13 protein-coding genes and 1 pseudogene are annotated in these 12,889 nt (G+C 72.8%); 10 read left to right on the top strand and 4 right to left on the bottom strand.

Features of this window, described 5'->3' with window-relative positions:
* The first annotated feature begins 55 nt into the window (after positions 1 to 55).
* On the top strand, positions 56 to 781 hold the full coding sequence (locus ACZ39I_RS37890; protein ID WP_467249743.1) for a methyltransferase domain-containing protein: 726 nt from the start codon (positions 56 to 58) through the stop codon (positions 779 to 781).
* Positions 782 to 802: 21 nt separating this feature from the next.
* Here the strand turns inward: ACZ39I_RS37890 and ACZ39I_RS37885 are convergent, their stop codons facing one another.
* Entirely contained in the window at positions 803 to 1,918 is a 1,116-nt protein-coding gene (locus tag ACZ39I_RS37885; RefSeq protein WP_467249742.1) for an acyltransferase family protein, read from the bottom strand.
* A 146-nt stretch (positions 1,919 to 2,064) separates the two neighbouring features.
* Here ACZ39I_RS37885 and ACZ39I_RS37880 point away from each other — a divergent pair, with 146 nt between their 5' ends.
* Genes ACZ39I_RS37880 through ACZ39I_RS37860 form a run of 5 tightly spaced genes read left to right on the top strand, consistent with a single transcriptional unit; the run spans position 2,065 to position 7,704 of the window.
* A complete protein-coding gene (locus ACZ39I_RS37880) occupies positions 2,065 to 2,898 on the top strand; it encodes a M55 family metallopeptidase (protein WP_467249740.1) in 834 nt (277 codons plus the stop codon).
* Positions 2,891 to 4,195 carry a M20/M25/M40 family metallo-hydrolase gene (locus ACZ39I_RS37875; RefSeq protein ID WP_467249738.1) on the top strand — a complete coding sequence of 435 codons (1,305 nt, stop codon included), beginning with the start codon at positions 2,891 to 2,893 and terminating at the stop codon, positions 4,193 to 4,195. The genes ACZ39I_RS37880 and ACZ39I_RS37875 overlap by 8 nt, the downstream gene beginning before the upstream one ends.
* Before the next feature lie 16 nt (positions 4,196 to 4,211).
* A complete protein-coding gene (locus ACZ39I_RS37870; protein WP_467249736.1) occupies positions 4,212 to 6,200 on the top strand; it encodes a dipeptidyl-peptidase 5 in 1,989 nt (662 codons plus the stop codon).
* The gene (locus ACZ39I_RS37865; RefSeq protein WP_467249732.1) at positions 6,197 to 7,120 is read left to right on the top strand and encodes a S66 peptidase family protein; all 924 of its coding nucleotides are present in this window, start codon (positions 6,197 to 6,199) and stop codon (positions 7,118 to 7,120) included. The genes ACZ39I_RS37870 and ACZ39I_RS37865 overlap by 4 nt, the downstream gene beginning before the upstream one ends.
* A 20-nt stretch (positions 7,121 to 7,140) precedes the next feature.
* Entirely contained in the window at positions 7,141 to 7,704 is a 564-nt protein-coding gene (locus ACZ39I_RS37860; RefSeq protein ID WP_467249729.1) for a GNAT family N-acetyltransferase, read from the top strand.
* Here ACZ39I_RS37860 and ACZ39I_RS37855 read toward each other — a convergent pair.
* Entirely contained in the window at positions 7,676 to 8,023 is a 348-nt protein-coding gene (locus tag ACZ39I_RS37855; protein ID WP_467249727.1) for a DUF6204 family protein, read from the bottom strand. The two genes, ACZ39I_RS37860 and ACZ39I_RS37855, sit on opposite strands and share 29 nt — an antisense overlap.
* Before the next feature lie 59 nt (positions 8,024 to 8,082).
* Between ACZ39I_RS37855 and ACZ39I_RS37850 the strand changes: the two genes are divergently transcribed.
* Together ACZ39I_RS37850 and ACZ39I_RS37845 are read left to right on the top strand one after the other, a co-directional pair.
* Entirely contained in the window at positions 8,083 to 8,982 is a 900-nt protein-coding gene (locus ACZ39I_RS37850) for an arginase family protein (protein WP_467249725.1), read from the top strand.
* 1 nt (position 8,983) lies between these two features.
* Positions 8,984 to 9,829: pseudogene (locus tag ACZ39I_RS37845) on the top strand (tetratricopeptide repeat protein); the annotation flags it as partial.
* A 13-nt stretch (positions 9,830 to 9,842) separates the two neighbouring features.
* Here ACZ39I_RS37845 and ACZ39I_RS37840 read toward each other — a convergent pair.
* Positions 9,843 to 10,193, bottom strand: a complete 351-nt coding sequence (locus tag ACZ39I_RS37840; RefSeq protein ID WP_352381340.1) for a VOC family protein — start codon at positions 10,191 to 10,193, stop codon at positions 9,843 to 9,845.
* 57 nt (positions 10,194 to 10,250) lie between these two features.
* Here ACZ39I_RS37840 and ACZ39I_RS37835 point away from each other — a divergent pair, with 57 nt between their 5' ends.
* Together ACZ39I_RS37835 and ACZ39I_RS37830 are read left to right on the top strand one after the other, a co-directional pair.
* Positions 10,251 to 10,715: a phage holin family protein gene (locus ACZ39I_RS37835; protein ID WP_467249723.1), complete on the top strand. Its 465-nt coding sequence runs from the start codon at positions 10,251 to 10,253 to the stop codon at positions 10,713 to 10,715.
* 32 nt (positions 10,716 to 10,747) lie between these two features.
* Positions 10,748 to 11,755, top strand: a complete 1,008-nt coding sequence (locus tag ACZ39I_RS37830) for an SDR family oxidoreductase (RefSeq protein ID WP_467249721.1) — start codon at positions 10,748 to 10,750, stop codon at positions 11,753 to 11,755.
* Positions 11,756 to 11,796: 41 nt separating this feature from the next.
* Here the strand turns inward: ACZ39I_RS37830 and ACZ39I_RS37825 are convergent, their stop codons facing one another.
* Positions 11,797 to 12,888, bottom strand: coding sequence for an enolase C-terminal domain-like protein (locus tag ACZ39I_RS37825; protein ID WP_467249719.1), 1,092 nt, complete (start codon positions 12,886 to 12,888; stop codon positions 11,797 to 11,799).
* Between the last annotated feature and the right edge of the window lies 1 nt (position 12,889).

Genomic DNA, 12,889 nt, shown 5'->3' with positions numbered 1-12,889 from the left:
CCGTACTGGCCCGTCAAGTGTGACGGGTTTGTGGCACATCCTGGGGAGTTGGGGCATGAGCGTGACTGGTCGGTACCGGGAGTCCTGGGAGGGCTTCTGGCGGGAGGCCCCGGGGCGGCAGGGGGCCGTGTTCTGGGACGCGGAACCGGTGTTGACCGCCGGAGTCCACCTCGCCCACTTCGAGCCGCTCCTGGTCGATCCGGGACTGCCCCTCGTGGACCTGGGCTGCGGGAACGGCACCCAGAGCCGCTTCCTCGCCGCCCACTTCACCCAGGTCATCGGCGTCGACCTGGCCGCCGCCGCCCTCGACCGCGCCCGCGACGCCGACCCGGAGGGACAGGTGACCTACCGGCTGCTGGACGCCTCCGACAAGAGCGAGCCGGAGAACCTGCACGCCGAACTCGGCGACGTCAACGTCTACATGCGGGGCGTGCTGCACCAGGTCGCGCCCGAGGACCGGCAGCAGCTGGTCGACGGGATCGCCACGCTCGTCGGGGAGCGCGGCCGGGCCTTCCTCGTCGAGCTCTCCGAGGCCGCCAAGGCCGTCCTGGTGGGCCTGGCGCAGAGCCCCGACGGACCGCCCGCCAAGCTGGCACCCGTCTTCGCGCACGGCATCGCACCGGGAGAGGTGGCCGACGAGGCGGTGCCCGTGTACCTCGGGGCGGCCGGGCTGACGATCGTGGCCGGCGGTGAACTGCCGCTCATGACCACCGAGTACCGCTCCGACGGCACCCGGATCGAACTGCCGTCGAAGTGGTGGGCGGTGGGCCGCACCGTCTGAGCGCCCTGCGCGCCGGCCGGCCTAGCGGTGCCCCTGGGAGGGCACCCGGACCGTGCCGGGCGGGGTCTTCCGGAACGCCCACTCCATCCGCGGTTCCATCACGCACCGGAAGACCCGCCGCACGGGCGCGGTGCACAGCGCGGTCACCACCGCACCGGCCACCAGCGTGACGGCGATCTCGCCGACCGGGGTGTGCGCCCACCGGTGACCGGCCCAGTCGACGTGGTTGCCGGCCTGCACGACGAAACCGTGCAGCAGATAGCCGTAGAGCGTGCCCGCGCCCAGCGTCGTGAACCACATGCGGCGCCCCGGCACCCAGGACAGGAAGCAGGCGACCAGGACGAGCGAGCAGGCGAAGAGCGCCAGCGTCATCGGCGGCCCGTACCAGGCCGGCACGCCGAAGTGCTCGGCGTCGTCGCGGTGGAAGAACCAGGCGTAGTCCATGCGCGGGACCGCCCAGTACGAGAACACGACCGCCCCGGCGAAGACCGGAACCGCGAGCAGCCGCACCCGCCACCGGCGTACCAGCGAGAAGTGCTCCGGGCGCAGACACAGGCCGAGCACGAAGTACGGCAGGAACTGCAGAGTGCGCTGGAGGTCCAGGTCGTGGCCGATGGACGGGCTGAGCGTGGCGAGCGCGGCGATGGTGAGGGCGATCGGCAGCGGCCACCGCACGACGCGCCAGATCGGGGTGGTGAGCCGCCAGATGAACAGGGCGGCGAGGAACCACGTCAGGTACAGCGGGTCCAGCAGACTGATCGCACGGTCCGGGACGCCGTCGGACCACCGGGTGAAATAGGTGTACGCCGTCTCGAACACGACGTAGGGGACGACGACCCCGGTGACCAGCCGCTTGATCTTCGCCGGGCTCGCGTCGAAGGAGCGGGAGAAGTAGCCCGAGACGATGATGAACGCCGGCATGTGGAAGGCGTAGACGAGCGTGTACAGCGCGGTGACGGTACGGCTGCCGGAGCGCAGCGGCTCCCAGGCGTGTCCCATGGCCACCAGCACGATCGCCAGGTACTTGGCGTTGTCGAAGAACGCGTCGCGCTGCTTCGGTCGTCCGGGCGCGCTTCCCGGCGCGGCGGTCGCCGTCGTGGGCCGTGCCGGCCGGACCGGCTGTGCAGTGTCGCTCACTCTTCTCCTCGACCGTCTCCTATGGAATCCGCGAGGGAGGATACGCGTCTCCTGGGAGTTACCTGTGCGGCAGGGGTGAGCGCCATGGGGCTCGCCTGACCCCTTGCGGGCGACGCAAACCTCCGCGACGCGTAACGTGGCGGACCATGAAGATCCTGATCAGCGCCGACATGGAGGGCGCCACCGGCGTGACCTGGCCGGCCGACGTGCTGCCGGGCACACCGCAGTGGGAGCGGTGCCGGTCGATGTTCACCTCGGATGTGAACGCCGCCGTGCTGGGCTTCTTCGACGGAGGCGCCGACGAGGTGCTCGTCAACGAGGCCCACTGGACCATGCGCAACCTGCTCCTGGAGCGGCTCGACGAGCGGGCGCAGATGCTCACCGGACGGCACAAGGACCTCTCCATGGTCGAGGGCGTCCAGCACGGCGACGTCGACGGCATCGCGTTCCTCGGCTACCACGCGGGCGCCGGCCAGGAGGGCGTCCTCGCCCACACCTACCTCGCCAACTCCATCACCGGGGTCTGGCTGAACGACGTGCCCGCGAGCGAGGGGTACCTCAACGCGCAGGTGGTGGCGGAGTACGGCGTGCCCGTCGTCCTCGTCACCGGGGACGATGTGGCCTGCGAGGACGCCCTCGGCTACGCCCCCGAGGCGCTGAAGGTCGCCGTCAAGGACCACGTCTCCCGCTATGCCGCCGTGTGCCGCACACCGGCCCGCACCGCCGCGGACATCAGGGCCGCGGCCAAGGAAGCGGCCCAGCTGGCGGTCCGTCAGGAGCCCGTGCAGGCAGGGCCGTTCACGATCGCCGTCGAGTTCGACGCCGAGCACCTCGCCATGGCCGCCACCGTGGTGCCGGGCGTGCGGCGGATCGGGGCGCGGAAGGTGGCGTACACCAGCGAGACCATGTACGCGGGAATCCGCACGTTCAAGGCGGTCACCACCATCGTCTCGGCCGCCGTGGAGGAGCAGTATGGCTGACCAGCAGGCACTGGACGAGGTCGTCCGGTTCACCTCCGACCTCATCCGCATCGACACCACCAACCGGGGCGGCGGCGACTGCCAGGAACGCCCCGCCGCCGAGTACGCGGCCGAGCAGCTGGCCGGGGCGGGCCTCGTGCCCCTGATGCTGGAGCGCACCAAGGGCCGTACGAACGTCGTCGCCCGTATCGAGGGCACCGACCCGTCGGCGGACGCGCTGCTCGTCCACGGTCATCTGGACGTGGTGCCCGCCGAGGCCGCGGACTGGAGCGTGCACCCCTTCTCCGGGGAGGTCCGCGACGGGGTCGTCTGGGGGCGCGGGGCGGTCGACATGAAGAACATGGACGCGATGATCCTGGCCGTGGTGCGGGCGTGGGCACGGCAGGGCGTCCGGCCCCGGCGGGACCTCGTGATCGCGTTCACCGCCGACGAGGAGGCCAGCGCCGAGGACGGCTCCGGGTTCCTCGCCGACGAGCACCCCGAGCTCTTCGAGGGCTGCACGGAGGGGGTCAGCGAGTCGGGGGCGTTCACCTTCCACGACGGCGCCGGGCAGCAGATCTACCCCATCGCGGCGGGGGAGCGGGGCACCGGCTGGCTCAAGCTCACCGCGCGCGGCCGCGCCGGACACGGCTCCAAGGTCAACAACGAGAACGCGGTCACCCGGCTCGCCGCCGCCGTGACCCGCATCGGCGAGCACGAGTGGCCCCTGCGGCTCACCCCGACCGTCCGCGCGGCCCTCACCGAACTCGCCGCGCTCTACGGCATCGAGACCGACCTCACCGACGTGGACCGGGTGCTGGAGAAGCTGGGCCCCGCCGCCCAGCTGGTCGAGGCGACCGTCCGCAACAGCGCCAACCCGACCATGCTGGAGGCCGGTTACAAGCTCAACGTGATCCCGGGGGAGGCCGTGGCCTACGTCGACGGCCGCTATCTGCCCGGCGGCGAGGACGAGTTCCGCGCGACCCTGGACCAACTCACCGGGTCCGAGGTGAACTGGGAGTTCAGCCACCGCGAGGTCGCCCTCCAGGCGCCGGTCGACTCGCCGACGTACGCCCGGATGCGTGCCGCCGTCGAGGAGTTCGCGCCCGAGGGGCATGTGGTGCCGTACTGCATGTCCGGCGGCACGGACGCCAAGCAGTTCTCCCGGCTGGGCGTCACCGGGTACGGGTTCGCGCCCCTGAAGCTCCCGGAGGGCTTCGACTACCAGGCCCTGTTCCACGGGGTCGACGAGCGCGTCCCCGTCGAAGCACTCCACTTCGGTGTGCGGGTACTCGACCGCTTCCTGCGAACGGCCTGAGCGAGTGGGGGAGAACGTGCAGACGTCGCCATACGGTTCCTGGCCCTCGCCCATCGACGCGGCGCTCGCGGCCGCGCACGACGGACACCCCGAATGGCTGGGCTTCGTCGGGGACGAGGTGTGGTGGACCGAACCCAGGCCCGCCGAGGGCGGCCGCCGCACCCTGGTGCGCAGACGCGCCGACGGGGCCGAGGAGCCGGTGCTGCCCGCGCCGTGGAACGTGCGCAGCCGGGTCATCGAGTACGGCGGCCACCCCTGGGCCGGTGCGGTGGTCGACGGCGCGCCGCTCGTGGTGTTCGTGCACTTCGCCGACCAGCGGCTGTACCGGTACGAGCCCGGCGGCGAGCCGGTCCCGCTCACCCCCGTCTCCCCGGTGGGCGGCGGACTGCGCTGGGCGGAGCCGCAGTTGAGGCTCGACCTCGGCGAAGTGTGGTGCGTCCTGGAGGAGTTCACCGGGGACGGGCCCACCGCCGTCCGCCGGGTCATCGCCGCCGTACCGCTCGACGGCTCGGCCGCGCGGGACCGCGACGCGGTGCGCGAACTCACCGACGACAGCCACCGGTTCCTCACCGGCCCCCGTATCTCTCCCGACGGCACGCGCGCGGCCTGGCTCGCCTGGGACCACCCGCGCATGCCCTGGGACGGCACGGAACTGGTCGTCGCCGAGGTCCTGGGCGGCACGCTCCAGGAGCCCCGCACGGTGGCCGGCGGTCCCGAGGAGTCCATCGCCCAGGCCGACTGGTCGTCCGACGGCCGTCTGCTGTACGCGAGCGACCGCACCGGATGGTGGAACCTCTACCGCGACGGAGAGCAACTGTGCCCGCGCGAGGAGGAGTTCGGCGGCGCCCTCTGGAAACTCGGCCACCGCTGGTTCGCCCCGCTGGACAGCGGACTGATCGCCGTCGTGCACGGCACCGGCTCGACCGCGCTCGGCATCCTGGACCCCGAGACCGGCGAACTCGTCGACGCGGCCGGCCCCTGGACCGAGTTCGCGCCCACCCTCGCGGTGCACGGCGAGCGAAGCGAGATGGGGGTCCCCCCGCCCGAAGGGTGGGGGAGGGTCGTCGCCGTCGGCGCCAGCCCCCGCACCGCCCACGAGGTCGTGGAGCTGGACACGCGCACGGGCCGGGCCCGGGTGATCGGCGCCGAGCACGACGACCCGGTCGACCCCGCGTACTACCCCGAGCCCCTGATCCGCGTCTTCACCGGACCGGACGGCCGGGACATCCACGCCCACGTCTATCCGCCGCACCACCCCGGGTACAGGGCACCGGGCGACGAACTGCCGCCGTACGTCGTCTGGGCACACGGCGGACCGACCGGCCACGCGCCCCTCGTCCTCGACCTCTCGATCGCCTACTTCACCTCGCGCGGGATCGGCGTCGCCGAGGTCAACTACGGCGGCTCGACCGGATACGGGCGCGAGTACCGGGACCGGCTGCGCGAGCAGTGGGGCGTGGTCGACGTCGAGGACTGCGCGGCCGTCGCGCTCGCCCTCGCCGACGAGGGCACCGCCGACCGCGACCGGCTCGCCGTGCGTGGCGGCAGCGCCGGCGGCTGGACCGCGGCCGCCTCGCTCACCACGACGGACGTCTACGCCTGCGGCACGATCGTCTACCCGATCCTCGACCTGGCCGGCTGGGGCACGGGGGAGACCCACGACTTCGAGTCCCAGTACCTGGAGAGCCTGGTCGGACCGCTCGCCGAGGTCCCCGGACGGTACGCGGAACGCTCGCCCGTCGAGCACGCCGACCGGGTCACCGCGCCCTTCCTGCTGCTTCAGGGCCTGGACGACGTGATCTGCCCGCCCGCGCAGTGCGAGCGGTTCCTCGCCCGGATCGCCGGCCGACAGGTGCCGCACGCCTACCTCGCCTTCGAGGGGGAGGGGCACGGGTTCCGCCGCGCCGACACGATGATCCGCGCCCTGGAAGCCGAACTCTCCCTGTACGCCCAGGTGTTCGGGCTGAATCCGCCCGGCGTCCCGACATTGGAGCTCACCAGGTGAAGCAACTCGTACGGCCGCACAGACTCGCGCCCGGAGCCCGCGTGGCCGTCGTCGCCCCCAGCGGACCGGTGCCGGAGGAGCGCCTCCAGGCCGGACTGGACGTGCTGCGCGGCTGGGACCTCGATCCGGTCGCCGCCCCCCATGTCCTCGACCGGCACGGTGAGTTCACCTACCTCGCGGGCACGGACGCCGACCGGGCGGCCGATCTCCAGAACGCCTGGTGCGACCCGTCCGTGGACGCCGTGCTGTGCGCCCGCGGCGGATACGGCGTGATGCGCATGGTCGAACTGCTCGACTGGGACGCCCTGCGCGCGGCTGGGCCCAAGGTGCTGGTCGGGTTCAGCGATGTCACCGCGCTGCACGAGGCGTTCGCCGCCCGGCTCGGCCTGGTCACGCTGTACGGCCCGATGGCCGCCGGCATCGACTTCATCAAGAACGCGCGGGCCCAGGAGCATCTGAGGTCCACGCTCTTCGCTCCGGAGACGGTCCGCACGATCGCCTCCGGTGGCACGGCCCTGGTCCCCGGCCGGGCCCGCGGTGTCACCCTGGGCGGCTGCCTGTGCCTGCTCGCCTCCGAACTGGGCTCCGCGCACGCCAGGGCCGGTGCGCGCGGCGGACTGCTCTGCCTGGAGGACGTCGGCGAGGAGACGTACCGCCTCGACCGCTATCTGACCCAACTCCTGCGCGCCGACTGGCTCGACGGGGTGCGCGGGGTGCTCCTCGGCTCGTGGGAGAGGTGCGAACCGTACGAGAGGGTGCGGGCGCTGCTCCTGGACCGGCTCGGCGGCCTCGGCGTGCCCGTCGTCGAGGAGTTCGGGTTCGGGCACTGCGAGGGGGCGCTGACGATCCCGTTCGGGGTGTCCGCCGAACTCGACGCCGACGCGGGCACCCTGACCCTCGACGAACCGGCCCTGCGCTGACGGCGTCGTAGGGTGGCGGGATGCCGCACACCGCATCCCGCTATCTCGCCGCAGGCCCCCGCGTGGGCATTCGTCCCTTCACCTACGAGGACGCCGCCGAGTTCACCGCCCGGGCCCGGGAGAGCAAGGAAGTGCACCAGCCGTGGCTGTTCCCGCCGGACAGCGAGAGCGCCTATCTCGCGTATGCCGGCCGGCTGATCGAGGACTCTTCCAAGGCGGGGTTCCTGGTCTGCGAGAAGAACGGTGAGCGGGGCGACGGGGCCATCGCCGGATTCATCAACATCAACAACATCGTCCAGGGCGGCTTCCGGTGCGGGGCCCTCGGCTACGGCGCCTTCGCGCACGCCGCCGGGCGCGGGCTGATGCGCGAGGGGCTGGACCTCGTGATCGGCCACGCCTTCGGGCCGATGCGGCTGCACCGCCTGGAGATCAACGCGCAGCCCCGCAACACCGCCTCCCTGGCCCTCGCCCGCAGCTGCGGCTTCCGGCTCGAAGGGTTCTCCCCGAAGATGATCTACATCGACGGGGACTGGCGGGACCACGAGCGCTGGGCGATCACCGCCGAGATGCGGGCTTCCGGTTGATCTTCATGGTGTCCAGGTCCGTGACCGTGGACCTCAGGTCGCGGAAGCCGTAGCCGAGTCCCCGGAGTGCCGTCTCCGCACGGTCCTCGGCGATCGCGCCCGCCATCTCCTCGCCGTCCGCCGCGTCCGACACCACCACGTAGCGCATCGAGAAGTGCTTCAGCGGTGCCGGCTCGTACGACAGCGAGCCCTCCTCGGAGAACCGCATGCTCGCCATGCCGTGGTCCGCCGCCTCGGCGAGCAGCCGGGCGCGGGCCGCGTCCGTGAGCCCCTCCCACGTGCCGCGGACGATCACCCGGTAGGTGTGCTGCTCACTCACTGCCGCTCCCTCGCGTATCCCCGTGGACGGTCGACTGTACGTCGGCGAGGATGATCCGCATGCGGAATATCGTCGTGCTGGACGCCCCCTCCAACCTCGGCCTGCGTCCGCCCGCCCCCGGTACCGTGCCCGGCTGCTACAAGCTCGCCGGCGCCCTCCGGGAGCAGCGGATGGTGCAGCGGCTGCACGCCCTGGAGGGCGGGGTGGTGGTGCCGCCGCGCTACGACCGGGGGGACTGGCAGGAGGGCGACGGCGTCTTCAACGCCGCCGCGATCGCCGCGTACACCGTGCGGCTGGCCGACCGCATCGAGCGCCATGTGCGCGCCGGGGACTTCCCCGTCGTCCTCGGCGGCGACTGCTCCATCCAGCTCGGCGCCTCCCTCGCCCTGCGCCGCATCGGCCGCTACGGGCTGGCCGCGGTCGACGCCTCCCCGGACTTCCGGCACCCCGGCAACTCCGACCGGATCGGCGCGGCGGGCGGCGAGGAGGTCGCGCTGGGCACCGGGCGCGGGCAGGAGGACCTGACGGACCTGGAGGGGCTGAAGCCCTATCTGCGCGACGAGGACGTGCGGTTCTTCGGAATTCGCGACGCGTTCGAGGAGGACCGGGCCGAACTCGCCGCCCTGAAGATCCCGGTCGTGACCGTCGGCGACCTCCGGGAGTGGGGCGCGGACGCCCTCGCCCGGGCGACCGCCCAGGCCTTCGAGACCCCCGAGATCGACGGCTTCTGGGTGCACCTGGACGCCGACTGTCTCGACCCGTCCGTCATGCCCGCCGTCGACAGCCCCGACCCGGAGGGGCTCCTGCCCGCCGAACTCGTGGCGCTGCTGCGGCCGTTGCTCGCCTCCCCCTCCTGCGCCGGCCTCAACATCACCATCTACGACCCCGACCTGGACCCCGAGGGCACCGCGGGCGCGCTGCTGACCGACATCGTCGTGGACGCCTTTGCGCAATCCTGACCTGGAGGCCGTACTGCCGCGTGCCGCCGTCGACGGGGCCTACGCCGCCTGGAAGCCGTACGCCGACACCGAACCCGGCGAGACCCTGGCCGCCGGGTCGGGCTGGGGCGCCCTGGAAGTGCTGCGCGCCGACCTGAAGCTGCCCGGCACACCCTTCGACGAGAGCACCCTCGGCCAGGCCCAGGCGCCCTGGCTGGAGCTGCTGCGGGCCGGGTCCTTCCCCGAACCGCGCCGGGTAGGGCCGCCCGGCGAGAGCCTGGTCGCGCCGCACTGGCGGGACATGCTGGAGACCGCGCCCGTCACCCCGCTCACCGAGTACCACCTGGGAGTGGCCCAGTGGCACGCCGGTGACCGGGCGCAGGCGGTGCGCAGTTGGGAGCGGGGGCTCGAACTGGCGCCCTCACGCTGGCCGTTGCTGCGCTGCCTCGCCGTCGCCGACCGCGAGACCGGCAACCGCGAGCGGGCCGCCGACCGGTACGCCGACGCCTTCGACGACCTGTGCCACGAACGGCGGGACGAGGGCGAGTCGTGGACGGCGGCCACCGCCGCGCTCGGCCGCGAGACGCTGGAGGCGCTGCCCGCAGCGGGGCGTACGGCCGAGGCGCGTGCCGTGTGGGAGCGGCTGCATCCGGCGATCCGGGCACGCGGCAGGTTCCGGCTGATCGAGGCCCGGCTGCTGCTCGCCGAGGAGCGGCCCGACGCGGCCCGGGCCGTCTTCGACGAGGGCTTCGAGGTCGCCGACCTGCGGGAGGGCGCCGAGGCGATCGGCGACCTGTGGAACCGTGTCAGTTCCCCCGAAGAACCGCTGCCGCAGCACTACGACTTCCGCATGCGGCCCGAGACATGAGGCCGCGGGCCCTCTAGCCGACGTTGCGGTCCACGTACTCGTACACCACTCCGTCGGGATGCATCGCGATCAGATTGCGGCCCACCGGCGTGGGCACCGGGCCCGCGAGGACACGGGCGCCCAGCTCGCTGAGCAGCCGGTGGGCCTCGTCGACGTCCTTCACCGCGATGGTCGCCGCGACCTTGCGCAGCACCTCCAGTTCGGCCTCCGGGCCGCTCATCAGCAGGAAGCAGCCCACCGCGGCCACGTGGACGCCGCCGCGCTCGAAACGTAGGGCCTTGGCGCCCGCCAGCCGTTCGTAGAAGACGACGGCGGCCTCCAGATCGTCGACACAGACACGCAGCGTGGTTCCCAGAATGTCCATGCGGAGGAGCCTAATGGGGCGGCGTTATGCGCACGCCCGTGCGGGTACCCGGCGCCCATGGAGCGCTTGGATCACCTGGAGCATCTGGACAGGCATCTCGTCGAGGAACTGGCGCAGGTGGCGCGCGAGACCGTACGGGACGAGCTGCGCGAGCAGACGCGCAAGCAGCGCCGTACGGCCATGCTGTACGCCGCGTCCGGCGCCGTCGCGCTGTACGCGGGAGCGGCCCTGGCGCTGGCCGTGGGTCTCGCCCTCGCCCTCGGGCTGCCCGACTGGGCGGCCGCGCTGATCACCGCCGTGATCCTGGGGGCCGTGGCCTATGCGCTGCGCGGAGCCGCCAGGCCCGCCGCGTCCCGGCCCACGGCCGGCCGGGCGGAGACGGTGGCCACGCCGCCGAGCGGGTCCGGGACGCCGATTCCGCCCATGCCGCCGGTCGCCCCCGGGGCGACGGGCACCCCCGAACCGGGCGTGGCGCCGCGGCAGGACGACACCGACCCCGAGCAGCCGCACCACCGGGCGTGACGCGTGGTGCGCGACGCAGGAAGGACACCCGCGTGAAGCACGGCAAGGTCGTCGTGGTGACCGGGGCCACCGGCGGCGTGGGACGGGCCACGGTCCGGGCCTTCGCCGAACGCGGGGCCCGCGTCGCCCTGCTGGCCCGGGGCCGCGAGGGCCTCGCGGCCGCCGCCGACGAGGTGCAGCGGGCCGGCGGTGAGGCGCTCGTCGTGAGCGTCGACATGGCCGACCCCAAGGCGGTCGACGACGCGGCCCAGCAGGTCGTCGACGCCTACGGGCACATCGACGTCTGGGTCAACAACGCCTTCTCCGGTGTCTTCGCGCCGTTCACGGAGATCACCGCGGACGAGTTCCGGCGGGTGACCGAAGTGACGTACCTGGGCTATGTGTCCGGCACCCGGGCCGCCCTGCGCCACATGCTGCCGCGGGACCGCGGCACGATCGTGCAGGTGGGGTCCGCGCTGGCCTACCGGGGCATTCCGCTGCAGTCGGCGTACTGCGGGGCCAAGCACGCCATCCAGGGCTTCAACGAGTCCCTGCGGTGCGAGCTGCTCCACTCGGGCAGCGGTGTGCGGACGACGATGGTGCAGCTGCCGGGCCTCAACACCCCCCAGTTCGACTGGGTGTTGAACCGGATGCCCGGCCGGGCGCGGCCGGTGGCGCCGGTGTACCAGCCGGAGGTCGCCGCGCGCGCGATCGTCCACGCGGCCTTCCACGGGCGGCGGCGGGAGTACTGGGTCGGCGGGTCCACGGTGGCCACGCTCATCGCCAACGCGGTCGTGCCGGGGCTGTTGGACCGCTACCTCGCCCGCACCAACGTCGAGGCACAGCAGGAAGAGGGCGAGCACGGCGGCCCCGGAAACCTGTGGGCTCCCGCGGACGGACCGCATGGCCGGGACTTCGGGGCGCACGGCCGGTTCGACGAGGAGGCCGTGTCCTCGAGCCCGCAGGACTGGCTGTCCCGGAACCGGGGACGCGTGCTCGTGGCCGCCGCGGCCGGTGGGCTGGGCGCCGCGGTGACCGCAGGGCTGCGGCGACGGGGCTGAGCAGACGAAGGGGCTGAGCCGAGCCCTGATCGGGAGGCTCCTCAGGCCACCCGGTACTCCTCCACCTCGTCCGTGCGCAGCGTCAGGCCGTGTCCCACCCCTGCCACCGGGCGGACCGTGCCGCCGGTCGGGTCCAGTGCCCCGTCGAAGAACATGTCCTCGATGCGGACGTGGTCGTGGAACCACTCCAGGTGCCGGATGTTGGGAATCGCGGCGGCGGCCGCGGCGTGCGCGTGCGGGGCGCAGTGCGTGGAGACCTCCAGGCCGTGGGCCTGGGCCAGCGCCGCCGCGCGGAGGAACTCCGTCACACCGCCGCAGCGGGTCGCGTCCACCTGGAGACAGTCCACCGCGCCGGCCGCGATCATGCGGGCGAAGTACGGCAGGTCGTAGCCGTACTCACCGGCCGTCACGTCACAGACGAGTGCGTCACGGACCAGGCGCAAACCCGTCAGGTCGTCCGAGGACACCGGTTCCTCGAACCAGCCGACGCCGAGTTCCGCCAGGGCGTTGCCCACCCGGACCGCCTGCTTGCGGGTGTAGGCGCCGTTCGCGTCGACGTACAACTCCGCGTCGGGGCCGATGACTTCACGTGCCGTACGGACCCGGGACAGATCGCGGGGGACCGCCCGGCCCCAGCTCTCGCCGATCTTCAACTTGACGCGGGGGATGCCCTGACCGTGCACCCAGCCGTTGAGCTGCGCGGCCAGATGCGTGTCGTGGTACGTCGTGAAGCCGCCGCTGCCGTAGACGGGAACGCGCTCGCGGGCGACGCCGAGCAGGCGCGCCAGGGGGAGTTCCAGGAGACGGGCCTTCAGGTCCCACAGGGCGATGTCCAGCGCCGAGATCGCGCAGGCCGCGATGCCCGGACGGCCCGCGTTGCGGACCGAACGGCACATCGTGTCGTGCAGCGCGGGGATGTCCAGCGCACTGCGGCCCTCGACCAGCGGTCCGAGCTGCTCGGTGAGGAAGTCACCGACCGCGGCCGGGCCGTAGGTCCAGCCGGTGCCGGTCTCCTCACCGGTCGTCACCTCGGCGATCACCATGGTCGTGGTGTCCCAGGCGAACGTGCCGTCGGCCTCGGGGGCGTCGGTCGGCACCGTGTACACCGAGACGACCGGCCGGTGCAGTTTCATC

It is taken from the genome of Streptomyces sp. NPDC024687, from assembly GCF_055559055.1.
Note: the sequence above shows the minus strand (reverse complement) of the source record. Positions and strands in the feature narration are given on the sequence as shown.

Excerpts from the sequence above, each read along its gene's own strand:
- ACZ39I_RS37850 (WP_467249725.1), top strand. The coding sequence starts at position 8,083 with ATGCGGAATATCGTCGTGCTGGACGCCCCCTCCAACCTCGGCCTGCGT.
- ACZ39I_RS37825 (WP_467249719.1), bottom strand. The coding sequence starts at position 12,888 with ATGAAACTGCACCGGCCGGTCGTCTCGGTGTACACGGTGCCGACCGAC.
- ACZ39I_RS37860 (WP_467249729.1), top strand. The coding sequence starts at position 7,141 with ATGCCGCACACCGCATCCCGCTATCTCGCCGCAGGCCCCCGCGTGGGC.
- ACZ39I_RS37880 (WP_467249740.1), top strand. The coding sequence starts at position 2,065 with ATGAAGATCCTGATCAGCGCCGACATGGAGGGCGCCACCGGCGTGACC.
- ACZ39I_RS37875 (WP_467249738.1), top strand. The coding sequence starts at position 2,891 with ATGGCTGACCAGCAGGCACTGGACGAGGTCGTCCGGTTCACCTCCGAC.
- ACZ39I_RS37840 (WP_352381340.1), bottom strand. The coding sequence starts at position 10,193 with ATGGACATTCTGGGAACCACGCTGCGTGTCTGTGTCGACGATCTGGAG.
- ACZ39I_RS37890 (WP_467249743.1), top strand. The coding sequence starts at position 56 with ATGAGCGTGACTGGTCGGTACCGGGAGTCCTGGGAGGGCTTCTGGCGG.
- ACZ39I_RS37835 (WP_467249723.1), top strand. The coding sequence starts at position 10,251 with ATGGAGCGCTTGGATCACCTGGAGCATCTGGACAGGCATCTCGTCGAG.